23 protein-coding genes and 1 tRNA gene are annotated in these 26,491 nt (G+C 71.9%); 14 read left to right on the top strand and 10 right to left on the bottom strand.

Translation table 11 applies throughout. The features are described 5' to 3' along the window. Positions 1–59: 59 nt before the first annotated feature. Together GU5_RS0110600 and GU5_RS0110605 are read left to right on the top strand one after the other, a co-directional pair. Complete coding sequence (locus GU5_RS0110600) at positions 60–470, top strand: metalloregulator ArsR/SmtB family transcription factor (protein WP_010525552.1); 411 nt, start codon at positions 60–62, stop codon at positions 468–470. Beyond that, positions 470–1,255, top strand: coding sequence for a cation diffusion facilitator family transporter (locus tag GU5_RS0110605; RefSeq protein WP_083830492.1), 786 nt, complete (start codon positions 470–472; stop codon positions 1,253–1,255). The genes GU5_RS0110600 and GU5_RS0110605 overlap by 1 nt, the downstream gene beginning before the upstream one ends. Positions 1,256–1,274: 19 nt before the next feature. On the opposite strand, the gene GU5_RS0110610 is transcribed toward GU5_RS0110605, so the two are convergent. Together GU5_RS0110610 and GU5_RS0110615 are read right to left on the bottom strand one after the other, a co-directional pair. After that, positions 1,275–2,171 (bottom strand): macrolide 2'-phosphotransferase, encoded by an 897-nt coding sequence (locus GU5_RS0110610; protein WP_010525554.1) that lies wholly within the window; start codon positions 2,169–2,171, stop codon positions 1,275–1,277. Positions 2,172–2,313: 142 nt separating this feature from the next. Then, positions 2,314–2,387, bottom strand: a tRNA-Gly gene (locus GU5_RS0110615). 230 nt (positions 2,388–2,617) lie between these two features. On the opposite strand from GU5_RS0110615, the gene GU5_RS0110620 reads away from it, so the two are divergent. Continuing rightward, positions 2,618–3,250 (top strand): malonic semialdehyde reductase, encoded by a 633-nt coding sequence (locus GU5_RS0110620; protein ID WP_010525555.1) that lies wholly within the window; start codon positions 2,618–2,620, stop codon positions 3,248–3,250. A gap of 307 nt (positions 3,251–3,557) precedes the next feature. Next, on the top strand, positions 3,558–5,267 hold the full coding sequence (locus GU5_RS0110630; protein WP_010525556.1) for a BCCT family transporter: 1,710 nt from the start codon (positions 3,558–3,560) through the stop codon (positions 5,265–5,267). 99 nt (positions 5,268–5,366) lie between these two features. Here GU5_RS0110630 and GU5_RS0110635 read toward each other — a convergent pair whose 3' ends face one another. Beyond that, a complete protein-coding gene (locus tag GU5_RS0110635) occupies positions 5,367–6,029 on the bottom strand; it encodes a TetR/AcrR family transcriptional regulator (protein ID WP_010525557.1) in 663 nt (220 codons plus the stop codon). A gap of 112 nt (positions 6,030–6,141) precedes the next feature. Here GU5_RS0110635 and GU5_RS0110640 point away from each other — a divergent pair, with 112 nt between their 5' ends. After that, entirely contained in the window at positions 6,142–6,666 is a 525-nt protein-coding gene (locus tag GU5_RS0110640; protein WP_010525558.1) for an HPP family protein, read from the top strand. Positions 6,667–6,750: 84 nt separating this feature from the next. On the opposite strand, the gene GU5_RS0110645 is transcribed toward GU5_RS0110640, so the two are convergent. Both GU5_RS0110645 and GU5_RS0110650 read right to left on the bottom strand, forming a co-directional pair. Then, positions 6,751–7,734 (bottom strand): bile acid:sodium symporter family protein, encoded by a 984-nt coding sequence (locus GU5_RS0110645; protein WP_010525559.1) that lies wholly within the window; start codon positions 7,732–7,734, stop codon positions 6,751–6,753. A 105-nt stretch (positions 7,735–7,839) separates the two neighbouring features. Next, entirely contained in the window at positions 7,840–8,538 is a 699-nt protein-coding gene (locus GU5_RS0110650; RefSeq protein ID WP_139084419.1) for a haloacid dehalogenase type II, read from the bottom strand. Between the two features lie 123 nt (positions 8,539–8,661). Here GU5_RS0110650 and thiE point away from each other — a divergent pair, with 123 nt between their 5' ends. Next, the gene (gene thiE / locus GU5_RS0110655) at positions 8,662–9,393 is read left to right on the top strand and encodes a thiamine phosphate synthase (RefSeq protein WP_010525561.1); all 732 of its coding nucleotides are present in this window, start codon (positions 8,662–8,664) and stop codon (positions 9,391–9,393) included. On the opposite strand, the gene GU5_RS15295 is transcribed toward thiE, so the two are convergent. From GU5_RS15295 to GU5_RS0110670, 3 genes are all read right to left on the bottom strand, one after another. Next, positions 9,290–10,153, bottom strand: coding sequence for a LysR family transcriptional regulator substrate-binding protein (locus GU5_RS15295; protein ID WP_010525562.1), 864 nt, complete (start codon positions 10,151–10,153; stop codon positions 9,290–9,292). The two genes, thiE and GU5_RS15295, sit on opposite strands and share 104 nt — an antisense overlap. Before the next feature lie 57 nt (positions 10,154–10,210). Then, positions 10,211–11,491, bottom strand: coding sequence for an ABC transporter substrate-binding protein (locus GU5_RS0110665; RefSeq protein ID WP_010525563.1), 1,281 nt, complete (start codon positions 11,489–11,491; stop codon positions 10,211–10,213). Positions 11,492–11,767: 276 nt separating this feature from the next. Then, positions 11,768–12,466: a dienelactone hydrolase family protein gene (locus tag GU5_RS0110670; RefSeq protein WP_010525564.1), complete on the bottom strand. Its 699-nt coding sequence runs from the start codon at positions 12,464–12,466 to the stop codon at positions 11,768–11,770. A gap of 180 nt (positions 12,467–12,646) precedes the next feature. On the opposite strand from GU5_RS0110670, the gene gdhA reads away from it, so the two are divergent. Beyond that, positions 12,647–14,005 (top strand): NADP-specific glutamate dehydrogenase, encoded by a 1,359-nt coding sequence (gene gdhA / locus GU5_RS0110675; RefSeq protein ID WP_010525565.1) that lies wholly within the window; start codon positions 12,647–12,649, stop codon positions 14,003–14,005. Positions 14,006–14,048: 43 nt separating this feature from the next. On the opposite strand, the gene GU5_RS0110680 is transcribed toward gdhA, so the two are convergent. Next, positions 14,049–14,600: a GNAT family N-acetyltransferase gene (locus GU5_RS0110680; protein ID WP_010525566.1), complete on the bottom strand. Its 552-nt coding sequence runs from the start codon at positions 14,598–14,600 to the stop codon at positions 14,049–14,051. 169 nt (positions 14,601–14,769) lie between these two features. Then, positions 14,770–15,309, bottom strand: coding sequence for a YceI family protein (locus GU5_RS0110685; protein WP_010525567.1), 540 nt, complete (start codon positions 15,307–15,309; stop codon positions 14,770–14,772). A 418-nt stretch (positions 15,310–15,727) separates the two neighbouring features. Between GU5_RS0110685 and GU5_RS0110690 the strand changes: the two genes are divergently transcribed. The 7 genes from GU5_RS0110690 to GU5_RS16455 are packed head-to-tail and all read left to right on the top strand — an operon-like array spanning position 15,728 to position 26,444. Beyond that, complete coding sequence (locus GU5_RS0110690) at positions 15,728–16,624, top strand: DUF3662 and FHA domain-containing protein (RefSeq protein WP_010525568.1); 897 nt, start codon at positions 15,728–15,730, stop codon at positions 16,622–16,624. A 1-nt stretch (position 16,625) separates the two neighbouring features. Next, complete coding sequence (locus GU5_RS0110695) at positions 16,626–17,129, top strand: FHA domain-containing protein (protein ID WP_010525569.1); 504 nt, start codon at positions 16,626–16,628, stop codon at positions 17,127–17,129. 4 nt (positions 17,130–17,133) lie between these two features. Beyond that, the gene (locus GU5_RS17675; RefSeq protein WP_010525570.1) at positions 17,134–19,191 is read left to right on the top strand and encodes a PP2C family serine/threonine-protein phosphatase; all 2,058 of its coding nucleotides are present in this window, start codon (positions 17,134–17,136) and stop codon (positions 19,189–19,191) included. Between the two features lie 5 nt (positions 19,192–19,196). Further along, on the top strand, positions 19,197–20,648 hold the full coding sequence (locus GU5_RS0110705; RefSeq protein ID WP_033228174.1) for an FtsW/RodA/SpoVE family cell cycle protein: 1,452 nt from the start codon (positions 19,197–19,199) through the stop codon (positions 20,646–20,648). Then, complete coding sequence (locus GU5_RS0110710; RefSeq protein ID WP_010525572.1) at positions 20,645–22,105, top strand: penicillin-binding transpeptidase domain-containing protein; 1,461 nt, start codon at positions 20,645–20,647, stop codon at positions 22,103–22,105. The genes GU5_RS0110705 and GU5_RS0110710 overlap by 4 nt, the downstream gene beginning before the upstream one ends. Beyond that, complete coding sequence (locus GU5_RS0110715) at positions 22,102–24,135, top strand: serine/threonine-protein kinase (protein WP_010525573.1); 2,034 nt, start codon at positions 22,102–22,104, stop codon at positions 24,133–24,135. The genes GU5_RS0110710 and GU5_RS0110715 overlap by 4 nt, the downstream gene beginning before the upstream one ends. Continuing rightward, positions 24,132–26,444, top strand: a complete 2,313-nt coding sequence (locus GU5_RS16455) for a protein kinase (protein WP_010525574.1) — start codon at positions 24,132–24,134, stop codon at positions 26,442–26,444. Before GU5_RS0110715 ends, GU5_RS16455 begins: the two co-directional genes overlap by 4 nt. Positions 26,445–26,491 lie beyond the last annotated feature (47 nt).

The following is a 26,491-nucleotide window of genomic DNA, read 5'->3' on the forward strand; positions in this document are numbered from 1 at the left end:
AGTCCTCCGCAGGCCGTTCCCCCACGACTCAGTACAGCGAATCGTGTATCGTCGCCGCCATGGAGACTCTGACGACGTCGGATCCGTCGACGCCGGCGAGCCCGGCCCCCGCGGAGCCTGCAGACGCTGCGGGGTCCGCAGAGACTGCGACACTGACCCACTCGGCCGCCCTGGCCCGCTTCGGCCACGCTCTCTCCGACCCCACGCGCGCCCGCATCCTGCTGGCGCTGCGCCGCGGGCCGGCCTGCCCCTCGGACCTCGCCGAGACGCTCGGGGTCTCACGACAGGTGATGTCCAACCAGCTGTCCTGCCTGCGCGGCTGCGGCGTCGTCGCGGCCGCCCCGGAAGGACGGCGGACCTGGTATCGGCTGGCCGACGCGCGGCTGACCGCCGCGCTGTCCGATCTGCTCGACCTCACCCTGGCCGTCGACCCCGAGTGCTGCTGCGCCGGCGGCGAGTGCACCTGCTGATGAGCGAGAGCCCGCCGCCCCTCACCCCCCGCACGAACCCGGCCGGCACCGCGCGGAGGACCTCCTCGGCGCCCGCGCCGGCGCGCCGGACCCAGCTGGAGCGCCGACTGCGCCTCATCGTGGCCGCGACGATCACCTACAACGTCGTCGAGGCGATCATCGCGATCACCGCCGGCCGGCTGGCCTCCTCCGCCGCGCTGATCGGCTTCGGTCTGGATTCGACGGTGGAGGTCCTCTCCGCCGCCGCGGTGGCCTGGCAGTTCGCCGCCGCCGACCCCCGCCGCCGCGAGCGCACCGCCATGCGACTCATCGCCCTGTCGTTCTTCGGGCTGGCGCTCGTCGTCGGCGTCGACGCGGTGCGCACGCTGCTGGGTGCCGCCGATCCGGAGCACTCGACCGTCGGCATCGTGCTGGCCGCGCTGAGCCTGGCGATCATGCCGCTGCTCTCCTGGCTGGAACGGCGCACCGGCCGCGAGATGGGCTCGGCCTCCGCCGTGGCGGACTCGAAGCAGACGCTGATCTGCAGCTATCTCTCGGCAGTGCTGCTGGTCGGTCTGGTGCTCAACTCCACGCTGGGATGGAGCTGGGCGGACCCGCTGGCCGCGCTGGTCATCGCCGTCGTCGCGCTCCGCGAGGGTGTGGAGGCCTGGCGCGGCGACGCCTGCTGCACGCCGCTGGGCGCGATGCTCGAGCACGACGACGGCGCCAAGGACGACGGCCCGGGCGAGGCCGGCTGCGAGGGCGGCTGCTGCGGGCCGCCGGCGCCCCGGGGTCGACGCGGCTGATCCGGCCCGCAGGGGCGACTCAGTCGCCGTCGGGGTCGAGCAGCGCCGCCGCGGCGCTGCGATGGTGAGCGTCGCCGGTCTGCAGGGCGAACTTCGCATACCCCACCGGCCCGGCGGCCCAGAGCTCGTGGCAGTGCTCGGACAACCGCGGCCAGACGGCTCCGCCGGCGGCCTCGTAGGCGGCGACGGTCTCGGCGAAGACGTCCTGGCCGGCCAGGGCGAACTGGTGCATGAAGTCACGGCCCGGGTCGTCGACGCGGGCGGTGGTCCAGTCGAGCACCCCGGTGACCTCGCCGGAATCGCCCATCAGCGTGTGGGCGGGATAGAGCTCGCCGTGGGTCATCACCGAGCGCTGCGGCCAGAGGGAGTCATCGTCGAGCCAGGTGCGCCAGCGGCGCAGCAGGGCCCGATCCACGGAGAACTCCTCGGCCACGGTCTCGACGTCCTGCCACCAGCGGCGGCGGACCTCGCCGGGGTCGCAGACCTCCACGCCGGCGGCCTCGACCTCCGCGCGCGGGACGGCGTGCAGTTCGGCGAGCAGCCGGCCCAGCGACCGCGCATAGCTCAGCGACTCCGGGTCCATATGCCACTGCGGCTCACCCTCGATGACGCTGAGCCCGGGGCGGCCCGGCAGCGCGCGGTAGGCCAGCAGCTCCGGCTCGCGGATCTCCCAGCGCGGCACCTCGGCGGTCAGGTGGTCGCGGACGAGCTCCAGCACCGCGGCCTCGGCGTCCAGGCCGGCGACGACGTCGTCGCGCCGCGGGATGCGCAGCACCCAGCGCTCCCCGGCGGCGTCGTCGGCCAGCGCGACACGGAAGTCCAGGCCCGAGTCGATGATCTCGACGCTGTCCTGCTGCAGGGCGAGGCCGTGCCACACGGCCCGCTCGATCACGGCGTCGACAGCTGTGGAATCCATCACTTCACGCTATCGACCAGGGCCGATGGTGACAACGGGAAGCGTCGGGCCCGGGCGACGCCGCGCTGGCCGGTGCTGGACGCGGCGACGCGGCGACACGACGAAGGCCCCGCAGCACGATCGCTGCGGGGCCTCGACTCGATGGAGCGGATGACGGGAATCGAACCCGCGTCGTCGGCTTGGGAAGCCGAAGCTTTACCATTAAGCTACATCCGCGCTGAGCCCGGACTCGGAGGTCCGTGGAACTCTGCAGACAGATTATCACTCCTCCCGGCGGGGTCCGCCAATCGCCGCCTCCACCCCGCCCGACGGCACCCCGACCTGCGGTGATGCACCTCACTGTTTCAAACTTTCCGGAACACCCCTGCGCCTCGACGCGTTGGCGCAGGACGGACACGGCCGCCGCCCGGCCGGCCCCACCGGACCCCGATCCCGCAGGAGGACGCATGACGTCGACCAGCACCGAGACTGCCCAGAGCCCCGTGATGGACCGCGAGGCCGTGGACCGCCTCTTCGCCGAGTCCCGGACCACCAACCACTTCACCGACGAGCCCGTCGACGTCGACGTCGTGCGTCGCGCCTACGAGGACCTCCGCTGGGCGCCGACCGCGTTCAACAACCAGCCGCTGCGCCTCACCCTGGCCTCCGGCGAGGAGTCCCGCCGCGCCGTCGTCGAGCACCTGATGGGCGGCAACCAGGAGAAGACCCTGGCCGCGCCGCTGACGATCATCGCCGCCTACGACCCGCGGTGGCACGAGCACATGCCTTTCCTGACCCCGGGCATGCCGGGCCTGAAGGAGAACTTCGCCGAGCAGGAGGAGGCCCGCCACGGCCTCGCCCGCGACAATGCCTTCATCCAGCTCGGATACCTGCTGCTGGCGCTGCGGGCCCACGGCCTGCAGGTCGGTCCGATGACCGGCCTGGACCCCGCCGGCGTCGACTCGGCGGTGCACGCGGAGACCGGCTGGAAGACCATCGCAGTGGTCAACGTCGGCCACGCCCCGCACCCGGAGCACGACGACGCCCAGCGTCCGCGCGGCGGCCGCTTCGAGTTCGAGCAGGCCAGCCAGGTCCTCTGAGCCTCGGCGACTCGGACGCCCGCCCCTCCGACGACGGCGGCCGACACGGTTCGTCGAGCACGCCGCGCGCGGTGCCCCGGCCGCCTTCCCGGCCGGGGCACCCTGCCGGGGACGTGACCCGCACGGGCCGGGGGTGTAGGGTAGTGCGGATTCTCGCCATGCTCGCCCCGCCGAGCGGCCGCCCGGTGCCCGTCGGACCGTCCTTCCAGCACCGTGGTGCCCCGGCCGGCGGCAGTCCGCCGCAGACGTCTCCTCACCTGCGCGCCGACCACGGCGATCCTCCCTCCCCGACGAACGGACCGTCTCCATGCCGCAGGACCACCCTGCTGGGCCGCACCCACGCGCCGCCGAGCACTCTTCTCCGGACCATCCCGACTCCGACGACCCCGACTCCGCGACCGGCGGAGCCGCCGTCGTCGACCGGCCCCGCCGCGACACCGCCGAGCGCTTCCCCGCCGAGCCGCAGACCCCCGGCCGGGCTCTCAACGGAGTCTTCTTCACCGCGGTCACCCTGATCGTCGCCCTGCTGGCCGTCGCCGGCTTCTGGCCGGAGCGGATGAGCACCGCCGCCGACGCGGCGATGAACTGGGTGACCTCCTCGGCCGGCTGGTCGCTGATGCTGATCCCGCTGGGCCTCATCGGCCTGCTGCTCGTGCTCGCGTGCTCGCGCTTCGGCCGCATCCGGCTCGGCGGCGACGACTCGCGGCCGGAGTACCCCACCTACGCCTGGATCGCGATGCTGCTGGGCGCAGTGATGGGCATCGGGCTGATCACCTACGGCGTGGCCGAGCCGGTCACCCACCTCTTCGACCCGCCGCACGGCCTCTCCGAGCCGGGAAGCCAGCAGGCCGTCGTCGACTCGCTGCGCTTCACCTTCCTCGACTGGGGAATCCACGCCTGGGCGGTCTTCGCCACCTTCGGCCTGGCCATCGGCTACTCGACCCACCGCCTCGGCAACAAGGGTCTGGTCTCGCCGATCCTGCGCCCGCTGATCGGACGGCACGCCGACGGGCTCGTCGGCAAGGCCGTCGACGTCCTGGTGATCCTCTCCACGCTCTTCGGCACGACGACGTCGCTGGGCCTGGGCGCCGCCCAGATCAGCCAGGGCCTGAGCCAGGTCACCGGACTCGAGCTGACCCGCACCGGCGTGCAGGTCTCGGTCATCGCGCTGATCACCGTGCTGTTCACCGCCTCGGCGATGAGCGGCGTGGGCCGCGGCATCCGGATGATCAGCCAGACCACCATGGTGCTGGCCGCCGCGCTGCTGGCCTTCGTGCTGGTCACCGGCCCGACGAGCTGGCTGATCAACCTCTTCCTCCGCTCCCTGGGCAGCTACGCCGGCGGCTTCGTCGAGATCAGCCTGATGCTGCCCGCCGACGGCGACGACCTCGCCTGGATGCAGTGGTGGACCTACTTCATGATGGCCTGGTGGATCTCCTGGGGCGCCTTCGTCGGGATCTTCCTGGCCCGGATCTCCCGCGGCCGGACGATCCGGCAGTTCGTGCTCGTCGTCCTGGGAGTGCCGTCGCTGATCTTCTCCGCCTGGTTCACCGTCTTCGGCGGCTCGGCGATGTTCATGGACCTGGAGCGCGGCACCGCCATCGGCGAGGCCGCCGCCGCGGACATCAACACCGCCTTCTTCGGCCTGCTCGAGCAGCTGCCGCTGACGATGCTGACCTCGGTGGTCGCCGTCGTGCTGGTGGTGCTGTACTTCATCACCGGCGCCGACTCGAACACCTATGTCCTCTCGGTGATCTCCTCCGACGGGCGCATGCACCCATCACGTCCGGTGATGGGCGTCTGGGGCGTGCTCACCGGCGCGACGGCGGCGGTGCTGCTCTACGCCGGCGGGCTTCAGGCGCTGCAGACGGCGGTGATGCTCTCGGCCGCGCCGTTCATCTTCGTCATCCTCGCCCTGGCGGTCTCGCTCGTGATGCTGCTGCGCCGGGATCCGCTGATCGCCTCGCCGGGGGCGGGATCGACGTCGACGACGTCGGCCGCGGCCGACGCCCGCTGACGCCGGGGTCGCGGGATTCGTCGGCGGTCCCTCAGCTGCCCGGAGCTCATTCTTGTCGCAGGGTTGCGAGATGTCGCCGGACTATTGCGCTGCGGTATCTCACAGCCCTGCGATACGAGATCCCGCAGCCGTCGACTGAAGCAGTCGGTCCGCCGCCTCCCGCGCCTCGGCCGCCGTCCGGGCGACCGCCCGGGCGTCGCCGACGATCCCGCCGGTGACCAGGAGACCCTCGGCGAGCAGGTGGATCGCGTCGGCCGTGGCGGTCGAGGCCCCCGCTTCGGCGACCAGGACGCCGAGGTCCCGCCGGAAGGACGCCTTGTGCCGCCGGACGGCCTCGGCGACCGGCTCCGACGTGCCGCCGAGCTCGCCGAAGGCGTTGATCCAGGCGCACCCCCGATGGCCCGGACCGACGAGCCGCTCCTCCAGCCAGTCGTAGACGGCGAGCACTCGGCGGTGAGGGTCCTCGTGTCGGCGCACATGGGTGTCCAGCGCACCTCGCCACCGAGCGTCGCGGCGGTCGAGCATCGCCACGGCCACCGCCTCCTTCCCGGGGAAGAGTCCGTAGATGCGCTTCAGGGGCACACCCGACGCAGTGCGCAGGCGATCCATGCCGACCGCCTGGTACCCCTCCTCGTAGAACAGCTCCTCGGCGGCGTCGAGCAGGGCCGCTTCCTGGGACGACGGCGGCATGCGGCGCGCGGAGGCCTGTCCGGTCGCCGAGCCCTCGACTCTCGTCGGGTCCCTCGCATCGGCTGCGTCCATGAGTGCACCTCGCTCCTGCCTCGACGGCTCTGTTGACTGGAGAACGTTCGTTCTCTAGTCTAGTCGACACCGAAGAGAACGATCGTTCTCATCATCGATGAGAGGACTCCGCATGTCGAGCGCACTGCCTGCCCCCGTGTCGACGGCCTGGTCGTCGATCCGGGCCGGCCACGCTCCGGCGCGCCCGCCGATCGCCACGATCATCGTCGCCACGCTGGCGTCGACCGGCGCCCTGACAGCCCTGGTGCTGCTCGGCCTGCTGAGCGGCCACCTGCTGCTCATCCCGCCGATGGCGGCGAGCATGGCTCTGGTGGCCGGCGCCCCGACGCTCCCGCTCTCCCAGCCGCGGCACGTGATCGGCGGCCAGGTGATCTCCGCAGTCGTGGGCGTGCTCGTCGGGCTGGCGAGCCACTCCCTCTGGGCGGCGGCGCTGGCCGGCGGACTTGCGCTGGGGGCGATGCTCGTCACTCGCACGTCTCATTCGCCCGCGGCGGCGACGGCGGTCATCGGCGCCATGACCGTCGACGAGCCGCTGTCCTTCATCGTCTGCGCCGGGGCGGCCGCCGCAGTCCTCGTGCTCGCCGGTGTGCTGCGCGCCCGGACGGGCGGTGCGGCCTACCCTGCTTATTGGTGGTGAGGTCGTGGTCCACAGAGTCGTACCGGCCTGTCAGCGATGCCAGGAGGGCCCTGTCGCAGGCGCCCCAGGAACGACGAGCCGCCCTCACCCCGCCCGGCGACCCCAGAGCGAGGCCAGCAGCCCGCCGGAGATGTTGTGCCAGACGGAGAAGATCGCCCCGGGCAGCGCGGCCTCTGCGGAGAAGTACTGTCCGCCCAGCCCGGCGGCCAGCCCGGAGTTCTGCATGCCGACTTCGACGGCGATCGCGCGCCGGGTCGCCGTGGAGGCTCTGGTCAGCGTCCCGGCCAGGTAGCCGATGCCGTACCCGAGCACGTTGTGCAGCACCACGCCGAGCATCAGCAGTGCGCCGGCGGAGGCGATGACGTCGTGCGAGGTGGCCACCACGGCCACCACCACGAAGGTGATGCCGAGCGTCGAGACCCAAGGCAGCACCGGCTGGACGCGGGCGACGGCCCGGGGCAGCAGCAGACGCAGCACGATGCCGCCGACCACCGGGATCAGCACGATCTGCACGATCGTGGTCGCCATGTCCGTCGCCGCCACCGGCAGGTACTGGCCGGCCAGCCAGAGGGTCAGCACCGGGGTCAGCAGCGGGGCGAGCAGCGTGGAGACCGCGGTCATCGTCACCGAGAGCGCGACGTCGCCGCGGGCCAGATAGGTGACCACGTTCGACGACGTCCCGCCGGGCACGCAGCCGACCAGCACCATGCCGGCGGCCAGCGCCGGCGGCAGCTGCAGCAGCGTCGCGATCCCCAGGGCCAGCAGCGGCATGATCGCGAACTGGAAGACCACGCCGAGCAGCACCGGCAGCGGGCGCTTCAGCACCAGGGCGAAGTCCGGCACGGTCAGCGTCAGCCCCATGCCGAACATGATCACCATCAGCCCCGGGGTGATGCCGGCGCTCAGCGGCTCGAAGGTCGACGGCATCAGCAGCGCCAGCGCCGCCCCGCCGAGGATGAGCAGCGGGAAGACCGTGACCGCCAGGCGGGCGCCGCGCGAGGCCCGCGCGTCGGAGGCCGGCGCCGTCGCCCGCCGCGCCTCGGAAGCGGAAGGAGGTGTGTGCGTCATGACTGAGAAGACTGCTCCTCACCCGACCCTCGGTCAACGACGCTCGGGCGGCTCTCACAGTCTGGACCGCCCGATCCCGGCCTCCGCCGTCCTTCGCCGGCCGACTCAGCCCGAGAGGTGCGCCAGCTGCTCGGCCAGCGACGGAAGATCCGGCGCCCGCAGGTCAGGCGCGGCGAAATGGCCCGGATAGCGGGATCCCTCCCGATCGATCCAGGCGGTGCGCAGACCGGCGCGGTGCGCGCCGTGGACGTCCCAGGGATGGACCGCCACCAGCATCATCCGTCCGGGATCCGCGCCGCAGCGGGCGACGGCGTGCTCATAGGCCGAGCGCGCCGGCTTCCACGCCGGAGCATCCTCGACGCTCAGCAGCCGGGAGAACGACTCGCGCAGCCCCGCACGCTCCAGCAGCCGCTCGGCGACGCGCGCGGTCCCGTTGCTGAGGGTGACCAGCTCGGCCGACGGCGCCAGGGCCCGGACGCCGGCGACGACGTCGGGATGCACGTCCAGATCCTTGAACGTCCCCATCAGCCGCTCGGCCGCAGTCTCCGGGGCCTCCAGACGAGCCTGCTCGCCCAGGCGGACCAGCCCATCCCGGGCGATCTCGGCGAAAGGGGCGGCCCCGCCGGCGGCGGTCACGGCGAATCCGTCGCGCAGCGCCTCGGAGAACCAGGTCCTCGCCACGTGCTCCGGCAGGCCCTCCGCGACGAACGCCCGCCCCATCGGAGCCATGTCGGAGAGCGTCTCGTTGACGTCGAACACGATCACGTCCGGCGCGGCCACGTCCTGCCCCGTCATCCCATGCATCGCTCGTCTCCCGTCGTCCGGTGTCGTCGGGGTCTCCGACGGCGCCCCTCCATCCTGCCTCCGCTCGCCCGGATCCGCACCCGCACCGCTGGTCCGGCCGCCGTCCGAGGGTAGTCTGGAGGCATGAACACTGCGGCGCCCGACCACGAGCCCTCCCACGGCCAGCACACCATCGGCCAGCTGCGCCGCGGACGCCTGATGGCCTCGCGGCTCTATGCCTGCACCGACCTGCAGCGCTTCATCACCGCGCCCGACGCCGGTCCGGTGGACGAGCTGGACTTCGACGCGCTGCAGGCCTTCTTCGAGGCCGCCTACAGCGGCGGCGTCGACATCATCCAGGTCCGCGACAAGCACGTCGCGGTGCAGACGGAGATCGCCGCGCTGAACCTGCTGCGCCAGGTCGCCGACTCTCACGGCTGCCTCTCCGCGGCCAACGACCGCGCCGACGTCGCCGCAGTGACCGGCGTCGACGTCTTCCACATCGGCCAGGAGGACCTCACCGCCGATCAGGCCCGGCAGGTCCTCGGCGACGATGTGATCGTCGGGCTGTCCTGCCGCACCCCGGAGCAGGTCGACGACGCGGCGGCCGATCCGGCGCTGGACTACTTCTGCACCGGCCCGGTCTGGGAGACTCCGACGAAGCCCGGCCGCGCCGCCGTCGGGCTGGAGCTGCCACGTCATGCCGCGCAGCTGGAGAGCTCGAAGCCGTTCTTCGCCATCGGCGGCATCGACGAGACCACGATCGACGAGGTCAGCGCTTCGGGCGCCTACCGCGTGGTGGTCGTCCGCGCCGTGACCCAGGCCGAGGACCCCCACCGGGCCGCGGCCGCCCTCCGCGAGCGCCTGCCGGCGTAGCCCGGCCCGAGCGCCCGGAGGAGCCGGAGCCCCCGGACTTCTGAGACTTCTGAGACTTCTCAGCCTTCGCGGACTTCGCGCTCCGGCCCGAGGACTCGGAGATGCCGGCCGAGCGCACCGATCCGGCACGTCGTCCGCGGGCGACGCCGATCAACTCCTGGACCGCCTCGTCGTCGGCGCTGCGCAGCCAGCACAGCCCGACCGCATAGCCCGGCCGGTCCTCGAGCCGGCGGATGACCACGTCCTTGCGGGAGAGCATGCGGGCCACCGAGTTCGGCAGGACCAGCAGTCCGGCTCCGGAGGCGACGACCTCCATCGCCAGCCGCTCGGCGCGGGCCAGCTCGACGCCGGCGCGCGGGGCGTGGACGTCGAGGCTCGCGGGATCGACCATGCCCGCCGGGTCCAGCAGCGATTCCTCGGCGATGTCCTCGGCGGTCACCGACTCCTCGGCCGCTGCGATCCAGTGGTCGCGCGAGGCGCAGACCACCGGCTCCTCGCGGTAGAGCAGCACGCGGTGGAAGGTCTCGGGATCGTCGACGAGGGCATCGAGATCCTCGCCCTCGGGCAGCCGCAGATAGCCGACGTCGACGGTGCCGGCACGCAGCCGCTTCAACTGGCCGGCGTCGTCGAAGTACTCGACCTGCAGCCGGACCTCCGGGAAGCGGGCATGCCAGCGGGCGGCCCATTTGTCCGGAGTGGCCCCGGGGATCGCGCCGAGGCGGAGCACCTCGCGCGGCGGGCCGGCGGCGTCGTCAGTCACGCCCCCAGCCTATCTCTCCTCACCGCGCCCGGAGCAGGGCGCCCTCGTGGACGCTGATCACTGCAGAGCGGTCTCCATCTCGCCCACCATGGTCTCGGCCGCCTCGGACGGATCCTGCCGGTCGAAGGCCACCTCGTCCTGAGCACGGATCACGATGTTCATGAACTGGCCGAAGCCGGACGGCGGCACCGGCACTCCGGAGGTCACCTGCTCCTCGACCTCGGAGATGAACTCCGCGGCCTTCTGCTCCGGGCCGTCGGCATCCTCCAGGACCGCTTCGCGAACCTCGAGGTTGGCGGGCAGACCGCGCTCCATGCCGTTGATCTCGCCGGCCTCCTGGGAATTGGCGAAGAACTCGATGAACTGCTTCGCCTCCTCCGGGTGATCGGTGTCAGCACTGGCCGAGAGGAACATGGCTCCCTTGATCCAGGAACCGTTCTCCGCGGCGCCTCCCGCACTGCTGGGCATGTGCAGCGGTTCCAGGGCCGCCCCGGAGGCGCCGCTCAGCGCGGAGAGTTGGGTGGCCCACCACGTCTGCATCGCCGATTCGCCGGCGCCCATCGGACCGTCCTCCGGGCCCAGTCCGCGGGTCTCCGAGATGAAGTCGGACGAGGGGAACCCCTCGCCCTCCACGAGCCCCTGGGTGAACTCCAGATATTCGGCCGCCTGGTCCACGGTCAGCGCAAGCTCGCCGCCCTCGGTGAACAGCTCCGCTCCCTGCTGACGCAGCCAGAGCTGCAGCCCCATCGGCTCGCCGAGGTTCGTGGCGCCATAGACGCCGTCCTCCGTCCCTTCACCGAGCTCGGCGGCGGCCTCCTGGTAGTCCTCCCAGGTCCAGGTGCTGTCGTCGGGCAGGTCCACGCCGGCCTCGTCGTAGAGGTCGGTGTTGGCCACCATGGAGAAGGCGACCACGCCGAGGCTGACCGCCATCAGACCGTCCTCGGTCTGTCCGCCCTCGACCGCCGCATCCTGGAACTCGGAGGTGTCGACGTCGGAGAGATCCAGCAGCGCGCCGCGCTCGGCGTACTCCCGGATGTACTGCTCGTCCATCTGCATGATGTCCGGGGCGTCGCCGCCGGCCGACTGGGTGGCCAGCCTGTCCCAGTAGCCCGACCAGTCGCCGTACTCGGCCTCCACCGTGATGCCGGGGTTCTCCTCCTCGAAGACCTCGATGATCTCCTCGGTGTTCTCGTGGCGGGTGTCGGATCCCCACCAGGTGAAACGCAGGGTGACGTCACCGTCGCCCTCGCCACCGCCGCCTCCGCCGCAGGCGGTCAGCGCCACAGCGCCGACCGAGAGCAGCGCGGCAGAGCGGATGCCTCGTGAACTCCACGTCATGGTGTTCCTCCCTCATGTCGAGTGACCGTTCACTCATCGCGCCGTGCGCCTTTCCGTCGATCGATGCGAGAGACCGGGAGAGGCGCCGGGGCGGCGAGGAACCGTACAGCCCCAGCATCGCGTGATTGCACTCACATGTCAACAGGCGCGATCACGAATCAACACCGTCTCGGGCTCGAGCCGCGACGACCGCGCGGACCGGCCCACATCCTGCACAGGGCCGGCCCGGCGCGCCGTCGCGGCGAACACCAGGCGTCAGCAGGCGTCAGGCCGCCCTCAGGCCACCTTCGCCGTCAGGAAGTCCACTGCGCGACCCCAGGCCAGCGCGGCCTTCTCGGCGTCGTAGGTGCCGATCAGGTTCTCGTCGTTGTGGAAGGCGTGGCCGGCGTCGTAATAGTGGAACTCCACCTGCGCGCCTGACTCGTCGCGGATCTGCTGCTCCTGCTCACGGGCCTTCTCCACCGGGTACATCGCGTCCTGCTCGGCATAGTGGCCCTGCACTGCGGCGGTCAGTCCGGTGTAGGCCTCCGGCACGGCCTGGCCGACGCCGTAGAACGGGACGGCCGCCGAGACCTTCTCGCCCTGCTGGGCGGCCAGGGCCAGCACGAAGCCGCCGCCCATGCAGAAGCCGATCGCCCCGACGGTCTTCGAGGTGACGGACTCATGGCCGAGCAGGAAGTCGGTGGCGCCGGCGAGCTGGCGCGCGCCCTCCTCGGCGGGCAGCTTGGACATCATCTCGCCGGCCTCCTCGCCGTCGTGGGTGATCCACCCGCCGTAGAGGTCCGGGGCCAGCGCCACGAAGCCCGCGGAGGCCAGCCGGTCGGCGACGTCCTTGATGTGGTCGGTCAGCCCCCACCACTCCTGGATGACGACCACCGCCGGCCCGGAGCCCGACGCCGGCAGCGCCAGATAGCCGTGGGCGGTGCCGCCCTCGATGTCGAAGGTGACGTTCTGGTGCGGAGTCTTCTCTGCCATGGATCCTCCTGGGGATGATCGGCGTCGGTCGGAACGGCGTCCGGCGCCCAGCCTAATCCTCCCGGGCCGACGACCCCACCGCCCGGCGGACCGCAGGTGAAACACCCGCGGTGTCGCCCGCCGCACCATATAGGCTCGCCCCAGCATCCGCCGTCGTCCGGACTGCTGGAAAGGCACATCGTGGCTCCGCACACCGCGCACATCTCCTCCGTCTTCGAGCAGATCACCGGGCGCAATCCCGGCGAGACGGAGTTCCACCAGGCCGTCCGCGAAGTCTTCGACTCGCTGCACCACGTGCTGGCCAAGCATCCGCAGTACATGGAGGCCTCCGTCCTCGAGCGGATGTGCGAGCCCGAGCGGCAGATCATCTTCCGCGTCCCCTGGGTCGACGACTCCGGCCGGGCGCGCATCAATCGCGGATTCCGCGTGCAGTTCAACTCGGCGCTGGGTCCGTACAAGGGCGGCCTGCGCTTCCACCCCGAGGTGCTGCTGGGCACGATGAAGTTCCTCAGCTTCGAGCAGGTCTTCAAAAACAGCCTCACCGGCCTGCCCATCGGCGGAGCGAAGGGCGGCAGCGACTTCGACCCCAAGGGCCGCAGCGACGGCGAGATCATGCGCTTCTGCCAGTCGTTCATGACCGAGGCCTGGCGGCACCTGGGCGAGGAGGTCGACGTCCCGGCCGGAGACATCGGCGTCGGCCAGCGCGAGATCGGCTACCTCTTCGGGCAGTACAAGCGGCTGAGCAACCGCTTCGAGGCCGGCGTCATCACCGGCAAGGGCCTGACCTGGGGCGGATCGACGCTGCGGCCGGAGGCCACCGGCTACGGCACGGCGTACTTCACCGAGCGGATGCTCGCGAACCACGGACAGAGCCTCGACGGCAGGACGGTGCTGGTCTCCGGCTCCGGCAACGTCGCCACCTATGCCGTGGAGAAGGTCCACGAGATGGGCGGACGGGTGGTCGGCGCCTCCGATTCGAGCGGGGCCGTGCACGACCCCGACGGGATCGACGCGACGCTGCTCCGGGAGATCAAGGAGATCCGTCGCGAGCGGATCTCGGTCTACGCGCAGGAGCGCCCGCGGGCCGAGTTCATCCCCGGCCGGAACGTCTGGACCCTGGCGGAGAAGGTCGCCGTCGACGTCGCCCTGCCCTGTGCGACGCAGAACGAGATCTCCGGCGACGACGCCGGGACGCTGCTGCGCGGCGGACTCATGGCCGCCGCCGAAGGGGCGAACATGCCGACGACGCCGGAGGCCATCCGCCGGTTCCGCGACGCCGGGGTGCTCTTCGCCCCGGGCAAGGCCGCCAACGCCGGCGGCGTGGCCGTCTCGGCGCTGGAGATGCAGCAGAACGCCACCCGGGACACCTGGACCCACGAGCACACCGATGCCCGGCTGTCGGAGATCATGACCACCGTCCACGACGAGTGCGCGGCCACCAGCGAGGAGTACGGCGTGCCGGGAGACTACGTGGTCGGGGCCAACATCGCCGGCTTCGCCCGCGTGGCGGACGCGATGATCGCCCAGGGCGTCATCTGAGCGGCGCCGCCGCCGGCTCGGGATGCGGGCGGAGGCGGCGGGGTCAGCGCACCATGCGGAGCTCACGGGGGCCGAAGCTCTCGTCGAGCTCCGCCCCGCCGTCGAGGGCGAATCCGTGCCGACGATAGAAGCCCAGCGCCCGCGTGTTCCCCTCGGCCACCCAGAGCTGCGCCGGCCGGCCGCCGAGCACCGCCTCCAGCAGGGCGCCTCCGAGACCCCGCCCCTGGTGGGCGGCGAGGACGTAAAGGATGAACAGCTGCTCGTCACGAGCGGCGTGCGCCTCCGTGCACGGCCCGGAGAGCGCGACGCCGACCGGCGCGCCGTCGACGGCGGCCACGCGGGCGATCCGCCGCCCCTCGGCGAGCTCCGAGGACGCCAGCAGCCCCTCCCACATGCCCCGACGGCGCTCCCGAGCGGCCTCGTCGTAGAAGCTCTCCGGCACTCGACCGGCGTAGGTCTCGGCCCAGGCGGTGTTCTGCACGCCGGCGATCGCGTCGGCCTCGCCGGGCAGCGGCTCGCGGATGCTGAGCGCGGCTCCGGCGGCGGGTCCGACGGCGGGTCCGGCGGCGGGTCCGGCGGCGGAAGGATGCTCCATGCGCCCAGCGTAGGGGGCCGGCCGGGCCCGAGAGACGAACGGCGTCCCGCTCCTGGATGCATCTCCGGCGCATGACGCGCGAGATACGTCCAGAAACGGGACGCCGATGCCGGCCAGCTGCGAAGCCGGCCGCCGGGTCAGCCTTGGAGCAGGTCGAGGCTTCGGCCGATCACTCGCCCTGGTCGAGGACGAAGGCGACCTCCAGATCGATGGCGACCTTGTCGCCGACGAGCACGCCGCCGGCCTCCAGCGGAGCGTTCCAGGTCAGACCGAAGTCCTTGCGGGAGATCGCCGCGGAGGCGGAGAAGCCGGCGCGGGTGGCGCCGAACGGGTCCACCGCCTGGCCGCCGAACTCGGCTTCGAAGGTGACCTTCCGGGTCTCGCCGCGGATGGTCAGCTCGCCGGCGACCTCGAACTCCTCGCCCGAGGCCTTCACATCGGTCGCGCGGAAGGTCAGCTCCGGGTGGTTCTCGGCGTCCAGGAAGTCGCCGCCGCGGACGTGGGCGTCACGGTCGGCGCTCTTGGAGTCGAAGGAGGACGCACGGACGGTCGCCTCGACCGAGGCGGTGCCGTCCTCGCCGACGGTCAGCGTGCCGTCGGCCTCGCCGAAGGTGGCGCGCACCTTGGAGATGCCGGCGTGACGCACGGTCATGCCGATCTCCGAGTGGTGGGTGTCGAGCTTCCAGGTTCCGGGGGTCAGCTGAGCCATGGGGTGGTCTCCTCACATCGTGGATGGGGCCGCAGACCGGGTCGGCCGGTCGACGGTCGGCCGGTCGGGCCGATCTGTCCGTGCACAACCGCGGTCGCCTCGCGTTTATTTCAAATCTGAATAACAATCCGGCCACGAGTTCCCGTGGCATCTCTCACAGTACCGCCCGCGGCGCGGCGCGCACCGCCCCCGAGACCCGCGACCGCCGGATCGGCTCCTCGCCGGGGCCCTGCCGCCGATCCCGTCCCCGGCCGACGGTGGTCGGGCCCCGAACCTCGGTGGGTGCGTCCCGGACGCCGCCCGGACGCTCCCTGGACGATGCCCCGGAGAGAGCCCCGGGAGGGTCCGATCCCGTTCGCGGACGCGGAGAGAAGCCTGCAGAATGGGCTGAGCCAGTAGACTCTTCGAAGACGCCCTGATGAGAACCCTCGACGACGGCGCCGCCGTCGCACAGGAGATGAAGGAGGTGCCGGTGGGCCTGCTCGACACGTTGGAGCGTGGCATCGAGAAAGCCGTCCGCGGCGCCTTCTCCGGACGCGGAGGGAGCCTCGGCCCCGTGGAGATCGCCACAGCTGTCAGACGGCACATGGACCGCGAGTCCTTCACCATGAGCCAGGGACGCAGCTTCGTCCCGAACATCTACCGGATCCGCCTCTCCGCCGAGGACTTCGCCGAGGCGCGCCGCTACGGCGTCGCCCTCGCCGAGGAGCTCTGCGAGGAGATCATCCGGCACGCCGACTCGCAGGGATACACCCTGCTGGGACCGGTCAAGGCCACCTTCGTGAAGAACCTCGACCTCAAGCGCGGCCAGCTGGGCATCGAGTCGCAGACCGACCAGGACGCCGACGACGCCGGCCAGGAGTCCGACGCCGGCTCCGTCGGCGGCTCGCGGCCCGCTCCCCCGGCACCGGCCCCGGCCGCGCCCCAGCCGTCCCAGCCGGCGGCCCGACCGGCGCCGTCTCCCCAGGACGACCTGGCGCCGACGATGGCCCAGCCCGCCGTGGGCGCGCCCGCCGTGGTCGGCGTCCTCGAGCTCGACGGCCGCCAGCACCGGCTGACGGCGGACAGCACGGTGATCGGCCGCTCCTCCGGCGCCGACATCACCGTCGAGGACACCGGCGTCTCCCGTCGCCACGCCGAAGTCGTGGTCGAGGGCCGGCGCCACGTGGTCCGCGACCTCGGCTCGACCAACGGCACCTACGTCGACGGCACCCTGCTGCAGGGCGCCGGCAGCAGCGCCGAGCTGGCCGACGGCGCGCTGGTCTCGCTGGGCGGCGCGCGACTGCGCTTCCGCCTGACGCCGGGGGCCCGCTGAGATGAGCGAACTCGCCGTCACCGTCCTGCAGTTCGGGCTGCTCCTGCTGCTCTGGATCCTGATCCTGTCGATCGTCGGAGCCCAGGGCCGCGACCTCATGGTCTCCAAGAAGTCCCGCGCCTCCACCGCCGCGGCACGCTCTGCGCGGGCCTCCTCCGCCCCCGCCGAGGAGCGCGGCTCCACCAGCACGCCGCACGCCGGGGTCCAGCGACCGCGCCCCCGCACGCTGGCGGTCACCGACGGCCCGCTCGCCGGCACCACCCTGGAACTGGGGTCGGCGCCGATCATGATGGGCCGCGCCCAGGAGTGCACGCTGGTGCTCGACGACGACTACGCCTCCGGCAAGCACGCCCGGCTCTTCCCGCAGGGCTCGCGCTGGTTCCTGGAGGATCTGGGCTCGACCAACGGCACCTGGCTGGCCGAGGAGCAGCTCACCCGCGCCTCCACCGTCGAGCCGGGCGACCCGATCCGCATCGGCAAGACCGTCCTGGAGCTGAGGACGTAGCCCCGTGTCCCTGGTCTTCCGCTTCGCCGCCCGGTCCGACGCCGGCGCCGTGCGCCCCAAGAACGACGACTCCGGCTATGCGGGCCGGTACTTCGCCGTGGTCGCCGACGGGATGGGCGGCCATGCCGGAGGCGACGTCGCCAGCGCCTCGACGGTGCTGGACCTCGCCCATCTGGACACCCACGGCTTCGCCGACCCGGACACCGTGCTGCCCGACGAGATCCAGACCGCCAACGCGTTCCTCTCCAAGCTCGTCGGGGAGAACCCGAAGCTCGCCGGGATGGGCACCACGATCACCTCGCTGCTGGTCACCGGGGACCGGCTGCAGTTCGCCCACATCGGCGATTCACGGGCCTACCGGCTGAAGAAGGGCCGGTTCCGCCAGGTCAGCAAGGACCACACCTTCGTCCAGCGGCTCGTCGACGAGGGGCGGCTGAACCCCGACGAGGCCGAGTTCCATCCGCACAAGAACGTGCTGATGCGCGTGCTCGGCGACGTCGACGCCTCGCCGGAGCTGGACATCACCAGCTTCCCGCTGGAGGCCGGCGAGCGCTGGCTGCTCTGCTCCGACGGGCTCAACGCCGTGGTCTCCGACCGGCTGATCGAGCAGAAGCTGCGCTCTCCGCAGTCGCTGGAGTCGATCGTCGAGGAGCTGGTCGACCTCACCATCGAGGGCGGCGCCCCGGACAACGTCACCGTCCTCTGCGTGGAGGTCGTCGAGGCCGGCGAGGGCGACCTGACGCCCAGCCGCGGCCTGCCGCTGAGCCGCCGCGCCGTCGCCGCGGCCGGACGCGCCCCGGGCGAGGAGGAGGCCGACGTCGGCCTGGCGAGCTCCGGGCTCGACGACATGGACGATGCGCACGACGCGGACGATGTGGACGACGACGCCGCACGCCCCGCCGCGGAGTCGACGGCGGCAGGCGGCGACGAGGCCGGCGGCGAGGCCGGCAGCGAGACCATGGAGCTGGTTCCGGTGGTCAACGCCGGAGCCCTGGCCGGCCACGCCCCCGACGCCGACGACGAGCTCTCCCCGCTCTCGGCGGCGATGCTCGACCAGTCGCACCGAGCCCGACCGCACCTGCTGGTCGGTGCGGCCGCCCAGGCCACCGAGACCGGCATGATCCCGGTGGTCCCGCGCAACGTCGACGAGCACCCGATGGCGGTGCTGCTCAACGGACAGCCGCTGATCCCGGTGCGCCACACCTATTCCGAGATGCTCGACGAGCACCGCACCGGGGCGGGATCCCGGGCCGCGGCCGAGGGCGGGTCCGGCGCAGGTGCCGGCGCAGGTGCCGGCGCAGAGTCAGACGCAGGGTCCGACGACGACGGCGACGTCGCCTCCGACGCGTCCTCGGACGACTCCGACGGCGCCTCGGTGGGAGCGGCCGCACCGGCCCGGGAGTCCTCGCCCGACGCGGGGGAGACGACCGGCGCCGACGAGCGCAGTGCGGAGCGCCGGCCCGACGACGCCGACCGGATCGATGACCTCGACGACCTCGACGAGGAGGAGATGGCGCTGGCCGCCGGAGCGACGACCCAGCGCCGGCGCCGGGCCTGGTTCCTGCCCACCTTCGTGACCCTTCTCACCCTGCTGCTGGCGGCGGTGCTCTTCCTGGGGTACGTCTGGACCCAGACGCAGTACTACGTCGGCGAGGAGGACGGCGAGGTGGCCGTGTTCAACGGCGTCTCGCAGTCGCTGGGACCGATCCGCCTCTCGGAGGCCGACGAGCACGTCGACATCGCCGTCGACGACCTCAGCCCATACCACCAGGAGCGCGTCCGCCGCGGCATCCCGGCCGACGACCGGCGCCACGCCGAGAGCATCGTCACGCAGCTGCGCGGCACCCTCCCGGAGGACGCGCCCGGCGCCGACGATCCCGACCGGCGGCAGGACGGGGACCGGGACGCCGGGGAGTCGGACTCGGGCGGTGCGGACGGCTCGGACAGTCCGCAGCCCTCGGAGGAGAGCACCCGAGGCGCCTCGGGCAGCACGTCGGATTCGCAGGACGGACGGACATCGGCACAGGGCGCGGACTCGCGCGACGGAGGTGATCAGGGATGACGCAGGTGGACCAGGTGGACACCGCTCCGCGGCCGCGCCGCGGCGTCGAGCTGGTGCTCCTGCTGCTCGCCCTGATCATCGGCGTCGGGGCCAAGTTCATGGTCGCGGTGACCATGGAGGAGCCGATCACGCCGGCGTACTACGTGGCCACCGGCGTCTTCGCCGCCGTGGCGCTGGCCTTCCACGTGGTGCTGCGACTGCGGGCGAAGTACGCCGACCCCTTCGTGCTGCCGATCGTCGTCACCCTCAACGGCCTGGGGATCGCGATGATCCACCGCCTGGACCTCTCCTCCGGCGGGGACCCGGTCGAACCCCGGCAGCTGCTCTGGACGGTGGTCTCGGCGGTCGCGGCCATGGTGCTGCTGTGGCTGCTCCGCGACCACCGCCGGCTGCGCCAGCTGACCTACATCTCGCTGGTGGTCAGCCTGATCCTGCTGGTGCTGCCGCTGATCCCCGGGCTGGGGATGAGCGTCAACGGAGCCCGCATCTGGGTCAACCTCGGCTTCGCCTCCTTCCAGCCGGCCGAGATCGGCAAGATCACCCTGGCGGTCTTCTTCGCCGGCTTCCTGGCCAACAGCCGGGATCTGATCCTGCTGGCCGGCCGGAGGATCGGCCCGATGCAGCTGCCCCGCGCCCGCGACCTCGGACCGCTGTTCATCGCCTGGATCCTGGCCATCGGCGTGCTGGTGGTGCAGAACGACCTGGGCAACTCGATCATGTTCTTCGGGCTGTTCATGGCCACGCTCTATGTGGCGACCTCCCGGCTCTCCTGGATCCTCATCGGGCTGGCGCTGGTCGCCGTGGGCGGCGTGCTCGCCGTGGTGACCGTCCCGCATGTCGGCCAGCGCGTCGACGTCTGGCTGCACGCCTTCGACCCCGAGATCTACAACCGCGAGTTCGGCGGTTCGCTGCAGATCGTCCAGGGGCTCTTCGGCCTGGCCAACGGCGGACTGGCCGGCACCGGCCTCGGCGGCGGCATGCCGGACCGCGTGCCGCTGGCCAACTCGGACATGATCTTCGCGTCCTTCGGCGAGGAGCTGGGAATGGTCGGGCTCGGAGCGATCCTGATGCTCTATCTGCTGCTCTTCTCCCGGTTCATGCGGGCCGGCCTCGGCACCCGCGACGCCTTCGGCAAGCTGCTGGCGGTCGGCTTCGCGATGGTGCTGGTGCTGCAGGTCTTCGTGGTCCTCGGCGGCATCACCCGGGTGATCCCGATGACCGGCCTGGCCACGCCGTTCCTCGCCGCCGGCGGGTCGGCGCTGCTGGCCAACTGGCTGATCGTCGCGCTGGTGCTGCTGGTCTCCCACGCGGCCCGCCGGCCGATCGTCGTCGGCCCGATGGTCAACGCCACCGGCGAGTCCGCCGCCGGCACGGAGAGTCCGGCCCGCCAGGCGCCCACGCACACCGCGCCCCGCCCGACCGCCCCGACCGACGACGCCGCAGGAGGTGCCCGGTGAACAACGCCATCCGCCATACCTGGGTGTTCTCGGTGGGCCTGTTCCTGGTCCTCTTCGCGGCGCTGAGCGTCATCCAGGTCGGAGTGACCGACCAGCTCGAGGCGCATCCGCAGAACGTGCGCGAGCTCTACCAGGACCGCGGGGCCTCCCGCGGAGCGATCACCGTCGACGGCACGGCCATCGCCGACTCGGTGCCCTCCCCCGACACTCCGTTCGACTACCAGCGCGTCTACCGCGACTCCGAGCTGTACTCCGGACTGACCGGCTTCTACTCGATCGTCGAGCAGCCCACCGGGCTGGAGAGCGCGATGAACGAGTACCTCTCCGGCAAATCGGACAGCCAGTTCTTCGACCGCATCACGTCGCTCTTCACCGGCGACACGACCGAGGGCGCCCAGGTCGAGCTGACCGTCGACCCGGAGCTGCAGCGACTGGCCCACGACACCATCGCCGACGGCACCCAGGGCTCGATCGTGGTCACCGACGTCGAGACCGGCGAGGTGAAGGCGATGACCTCGAAGCCGAGCTTCGACGCGAACCAGCTGGCCACGCACTCGAGCTCGCAGTTCGTCTCGACCAAGGAGGAGCTGCAGAACCAGGGCGCGCCCATCTACGGCGATCCCGCGATCAAGGACCGGTTCTTCCCGGGCTCGACCTTCAAGCTCATCGACACCGCCGCCATGCTGGAGTCCGGCGACTACGCGGCCGACGAGGAGCTCGAGGTCCCCGATGAGCTCGACCTGCCGAACTCGAACACGCCGATCAGCAACTTCGGCGGCGGCATCTGCGCGCAGCGCGACGAGGCGGAGCTCTCCTGGATCTTCGCCCAGTCCTGCAACACGCCCTTCGCCGCCGCCGCCATGGACCTCGGCGAGGACGAGATCCGCAGCACCGCGGAGGCCTTCGGCTTCAACGAGGGGCTGCAGATTCCGATGACGGTCACCGAGTCGGTCTTCCCCGAGGACCTCACACAGGCCAGCCTGGCCCAGTCGGCCATCGGCGGGTTCGAGGTCCAGGCCACTCCGCTGCAGATGAACATGGTCGCCGCGGCCATCGCCAACGACGGCACCATGATGAAGCCGAACCTCGTCGAGTCGGTGCGCGGCCCCGATCTGCAGGTCCTCGAGCAGCCCGAGCCGGAGGAGCTCGGCGAGCCGATCTCCTCGTCGACGGCCGAGGAGCTCTCCGAGCTGATGAAGGGCCCGATCGAGTCGGGCACCGCCATCGGCGCGCAGAGCGACGTCGTCGACATCCACGCCAAGACCGGGACGGCGGACTTCGGCGAGACGAACGAGAACGGCGACCCGATCGTGAACTCCTGGATCACCGGCTTCGCCGACGTCGGCGACTCCACCTATGCGGTGACGGTGGCCTATCAGGACATTCCCTATGAGGACGGCCACGCCCTCACCGTGTCGAACCTCAAGACCATGTTCGAGGGGGCGGTGGACCAGTGAGACCGACTGTCGGCATCCTGATGGGCGACCGGTACAAGCTGACCGAGCGTCTGGCGATCGGCGGAATGGGGGAGGTCTGGAAGGCCCATGACGAGGTCCTCGGCCGCACGGTGGCCATCAAGATCCTCAAGGAGGAGTACACCGGCGACGAGGCCTTCCTGCGCCGTTTCCGAGCCGAGGCGCGTCACACTGCGCTGCTGAATCACCCCGGCATCGCCGACATCTACGACTACGGCGAGCAGGCCGGCTCCGGCTACCTGGTCATGGAGCTGGTCCCGGGACGACCGCTGTCGGTGCTCCTCGAGCGCGACCGCACGCTCTCCTGGGAGAAGACGCTGTCGATCATCGCCCAGACCGCCCGCGCGCTGCAGGTCGCCCACGACCAGGGGCTGGTCCATCGCGATGTGAAGCCCGGGAACCTGCTGATCACCCCCACCCGCCGGGTGAAGATCACCGACTTCGGCATCGCCCGACTCGCCGATCAGGTGCCGTTGACCGCCACCGGCCAGGTGATGGGCACCGTGCAGTACCTGTCCCCGGAACAGGCCACCGGTCAGAACGCCACCGGATCCTCCGATCTCTACGCGCTGGGCGTCATCGGCTTCGAGGCGCTAGCCGGGCACCGTCCGTTCACCGGCGAGTCGCAGATCGCGATCGCGCTGAAGCAGGTCAACGAACGGCCGCCCGGGCTGCCCGACTCGGTCCCCGAGCCGGTGCGGGCGCTGATCATGTCCCTGCTCGCCAAGGACCCGGGCGACCGGCCGATGAACGCCACCAAGCTCGCCGAGGCCGCCGACGCGCTGCTGCGCCACGACCTCGACTCCGCCGTCGAGGCCGTCCCGTCCCTGCTGAACCACATGGATCGTCCGGACGGGGGAGACGAACAGACCACGGAGGAGGTGCCGACGGCCACCCGGCCGACGGCGGCTGTGCCGCGCCCCACGACCGACGGCGCCGCAGGTGCCGCAGGTGCCGCAGGTGCCGCAGGTGCCGCAGGTGCCGCAGGTGCGGCCGGAGCCGCGGCCGCGCCGACGGCGCGCACCCCCGAGCAGCCGGCCGACGAACCGCTGAGCGGACAGGCGGCCTCGGCCGCCGGCGTCGGGCCGCTGGCCAGCTCCGCGACCCCGGCGGAGTCCGTCGGACGCCGGGAAACGGCCGGCGGATCCGGCCGGTCCTCCTCGTCCGCCTCCGACGGCGACCGCCGACTGCGCTGGGTGCTGATCGGGCTGATCATCGTGCTCGCGCTGGCGCTGGCCGCCGCCCTGCTGGTGCCGATGGTCACCTCCGACGACGAGTCGGAGCCCTCCTCGCAGCCCACGGTCACCCGCACCGAGACCACGGAGGCCGAGACCGTCGGCGTCCTGGAGTCGGAGTTCGTCGGTCTCACGGTCGATGCCGCCGTCGCCGAGCTGGAGGCTCTCGGGCTGGAGGCCCTCACCGACGAGGTCGCCTCCGACAGCCCGGCCGGCACCGTGGTCGCGCTGCACCCCACCGGGCAGCTCGCCCCCGGCACCGCGGTGACGCTGCAGGTCTCGGCCGGTCCGACGACCCGGCCCGACGACGGCGGCGACGCCTCCGCCGACGAGCCCTCCGGCCGCCCCGACGAGGACGCGGAGGAGACCCCGTCGTCCGAGCAGCCCTCGCGGTCCGGGGAACCGAGCTCCGAGGACACCTCCGCCGACTCCGCAGACCCCGGCGACGAGCCGACGAGCGACCCCGGCGACTCCTCCTCGCCGACCGAGGGGGCCACCGGCGACGCCGACGACACCGCCTCGGAGTCGACGTCGAGTCCCGACGGCGAGTCCGAGCAGACCACGCCGGAGAGCTCCCCCACCACGAGCTCCGAGGCCCGTGACGGGCGGTCGACGACGCCCTCCGACGATGCCGCCGACGGCGGCGCGGAGTCAGGCTCCGCCGACGACGACGCCACCACGGAGCCCGACGCCGCCCCGACGTCGTCAGCCGGCTCGACGACCCGACTCGCGATCGCCGCGGCCGCACTGGCCGCAGGAACGGGGATGACACGATGACCGAGACCCCCCGCCTGGTGCTCAACGGGCGCTACCGGATCGAATCGCTGATCGGACGCGGCGGCATGGCCGACGTGTATCTGGGCCATGATCTCTCGCTGGACCGTCAGGTCGCGGTGAAGATGCTGCGCCCGGATCTGGCCCGCGACCCGCAGTTCCAGGGGCGCTTCCGGCGCGAGGCCCAATCCTCGGCGTCGCTGAACCATCCCAACATCGTCGGCGTCTTCGACACCGGCCGGGCCGACGTCGAGGACTCCCAGCACGATTCAGTGCACAGTCCCTACATCGTCATGGAGTATGTCGAGGGGGTGACGCTGCGGCATCTGATGCACGGCACCCCGAAGCAGACCACCGGCCAGAACGAGGCGACCGACGCCGAGGACGCCCGCACCGAAGTGCGCCCGTCCGCCGACGACGAGGCGACCGCCGTCCACGATCCCGCGTCCGAGGAGGACTCCCAGGGACACGACGTGCTGGACCTGGGCGACGAGTCCCCGCAAGCCGACGCCGGCTCCCCCGAGGACCTCGACGAGCCGCTGCGCCGGCGCATCGACGAGGCCCTGGGACGTCCCATCGACGAGCAGGAGGCCGCCGACTACCTCTCCGGGGTGCTCGGGGCGCTGAGCTACAGCCACACCAAGGGCATCGTCCACCGCGACATCAAACCCTCCAACGTGATGGTCGGCCAGAACGGCGAGATCAAGGTGATGGACTTCGGCATCGCCCGGGCGCTGGCGGACTCGGCCTCGACGATGACCCAGACGTCCTCGGTGGTGGGCACCGCCCAGTACCTCTCGCCCGAGCAGGCCCGAGGCGAGGTCGTCGATCACCGCTCGGACCTGTACTCGGCCGGCTGCGTGCTCTTCGAGCTGCTGGCCAATCGTCCGCCGTTCCAGGGCGAGTCCCCGGTCTCGGTGGCCTATCAGCACGTCCGCGAGGAGCCGCCGCGGCTCTCCGATCTGAACCCGAAGGTCTCCCCGGCCATGGAGTCGGTGGTCGCCAAGTCTCTGGCCAAGGACGCCTCCGCCCGCTTCCAGACGGCCGAGGAGTTCGACCAGGCCATCACCGAGGCGCTGCGCGGTGTGCCGGTGGAGGACGCCACTGCGGCGCTGCCCGCCGTCGGCGCCGCCGGGACCCGCGGCTTCGACGACGTCGTCGCCCCCGCCGCGGCGACCACCGGCGGCCCGCTCTCGGCACGGACGCCGGAGGACCCGGTGCAGCACGCCGCACCGGCCGAGCCGCCGCGGCGTCGGCGCCGCGGCCTCGCCTGGCTGTGGGTGGTGATCCTGGTGGTGCTCGTCGCCGGAGGCTCCTGGGCCCTGGTGCGCGCACTGGACACCGCGCAGACCGAGATCCCCGCCGTGGCCGAGATGCCGCGCGAGGAGGCGGTCTCCACGCTGGAGGACGCCGACCTGGAGGCCGCGGTCGAGGAAGTCCCCCACGGGGAGATCTCCGCCGACCATGCGGTGCGCACTGATCCCGCCGCGGGCGAGCGCATCCGCCAGGGCGAGGAGATCACGCTCTACATCTCCACCGGGCCGGAGGAGCTGACCATCCCCGAGGATCTGCAGGGTCGCGAGCAGGACGAGGTGGTCCGGCAGCTGGAAGAGCTGGGGCTGACCGTCGGCGAGGTCGAGGAGGTCCCCCACCCCTCGGTGGAGGAGGGCTCCGTGGTCGCCACCGACCCGGGAGCCGGCGAGCAGGTCTCCGGCGGCGACGAGGTCGATCTGCAGGTCTCGAACGGCATGGTCGAAGTGCCCGACGTCGGGCTGATGGACGAGGGCGAGGCCACTCGGCTGCTCGAGTCCGACCAGCACGGGCTGAGCGTCGGGTCAGCGCTGCCGTGGAGCGACAGCGGATACTCCGCCGGCACCGTCGGAGCAGTCTTCTACCAGGGCGAACAGCTCTCGCCCGGCGCCACCGTGCCCCAGGACGCGACGGTCCGGCTGTCGGTCGCCACAGGATCACCGGACAGTTCCGAGGACTCCGACGACTCCGAGGACTCCGAGAACTCCGAAAACTCCGAGGGATCCGGCGGCTCCGACGAATCGGACGCCGAGGAGTCCGGGGACGGCGAGAACTCCGGCTCGCCCGACGAGGGGGAGGACTCCACCTCGCCCGATGACGAGGAATCTCCCTCCGACACCGCCTCCCCGGACGAGGGCTCCGAGTCCCCGACGGATGACGCCTCGGACTCCCCCGACGACCAGGGCTCCGCGACGGAGTCCCAGGGCGACGGCGGCGACTCCAGCCCGACCTCCGAGGCCTCCCCGACCGGGGACGCCTCGACGCCGACGCAGGACTCCTGAGCGCGGGACGGCCGGCTGCCGCACACTCGCCGGAGGAGGCCGCGCCG

It is taken from the genome of Nesterenkonia sp. F (genome assembly GCF_000220985.1).
GTDB lineage: Bacteria > Actinomycetota > Actinomycetes > Actinomycetales > Micrococcaceae > Nesterenkonia.

What these genes read in the sequence shown, in the direction of transcription:
- GU5_RS0110600 (WP_010525552.1), top strand. Translation starts at nt 60, where the DNA reads ATGGAGACTCTGACGACGTCGGATCCGTCGACGCCGGCGAGCCCGGCC.
- GU5_RS0110605 (WP_083830492.1), top strand. Translation starts at nt 470, where the DNA reads ATGAGCGAGAGCCCGCCGCCCCTCACCCCCCGCACGAACCCGGCCGGC.
- GU5_RS0110610 (WP_010525554.1), bottom strand. Translation starts at nt 2,171, where the DNA reads ATGGATTCCACAGCTGTCGACGCCGTGATCGAGCGGGCCGTGTGGCAC.
- GU5_RS0110620 (WP_010525555.1), top strand. Translation starts at nt 2,618, where the DNA reads ATGACGTCGACCAGCACCGAGACTGCCCAGAGCCCCGTGATGGACCGC.
- GU5_RS0110630 (WP_010525556.1), top strand. Translation starts at nt 3,558, where the DNA reads ATGCCGCAGGACCACCCTGCTGGGCCGCACCCACGCGCCGCCGAGCAC.
- GU5_RS0110635 (WP_010525557.1), bottom strand. Translation starts at nt 6,029, where the DNA reads ATGGACGCAGCCGATGCGAGGGACCCGACGAGAGTCGAGGGCTCGGCG.
- GU5_RS0110640 (WP_010525558.1), top strand. Translation starts at nt 6,142, where the DNA reads ATGTCGAGCGCACTGCCTGCCCCCGTGTCGACGGCCTGGTCGTCGATC.
- GU5_RS0110645 (WP_010525559.1), bottom strand. Translation starts at nt 7,734, where the DNA reads ATGACGCACACACCTCCTTCCGCTTCCGAGGCGCGGCGGGCGACGGCG.
- GU5_RS0110650 (WP_139084419.1), bottom strand. Translation starts at nt 8,538, where the DNA reads ATGCATGGGATGACGGGGCAGGACGTGGCCGCGCCGGACGTGATCGTG.
- thiE (WP_010525561.1), top strand. Translation starts at nt 8,662, where the DNA reads ATGAACACTGCGGCGCCCGACCACGAGCCCTCCCACGGCCAGCACACC.
- GU5_RS0110665 (WP_010525563.1), bottom strand. Translation starts at nt 11,491, where the DNA reads ATGACGTGGAGTTCACGAGGCATCCGCTCTGCCGCGCTGCTCTCGGTC.
- GU5_RS0110670 (WP_010525564.1), bottom strand. Translation starts at nt 12,466, where the DNA reads ATGGCAGAGAAGACTCCGCACCAGAACGTCACCTTCGACATCGAGGGC.
- GU5_RS0110680 (WP_010525566.1), bottom strand. Translation starts at nt 14,600, where the DNA reads ATGGAGCATCCTTCCGCCGCCGGACCCGCCGCCGGACCCGCCGTCGGA.
- GU5_RS0110685 (WP_010525567.1), bottom strand. Translation starts at nt 15,309, where the DNA reads ATGGCTCAGCTGACCCCCGGAACCTGGAAGCTCGACACCCACCACTCG.
- GU5_RS0110690 (WP_010525568.1), top strand. Translation starts at nt 15,728, where the DNA reads ATGAGAACCCTCGACGACGGCGCCGCCGTCGCACAGGAGATGAAGGAG.
- GU5_RS0110695 (WP_010525569.1), top strand. Translation starts at nt 16,626, where the DNA reads ATGAGCGAACTCGCCGTCACCGTCCTGCAGTTCGGGCTGCTCCTGCTG.
- GU5_RS16455 (WP_010525574.1), top strand. Translation starts at nt 24,132, where the DNA reads ATGACCGAGACCCCCCGCCTGGTGCTCAACGGGCGCTACCGGATCGAA.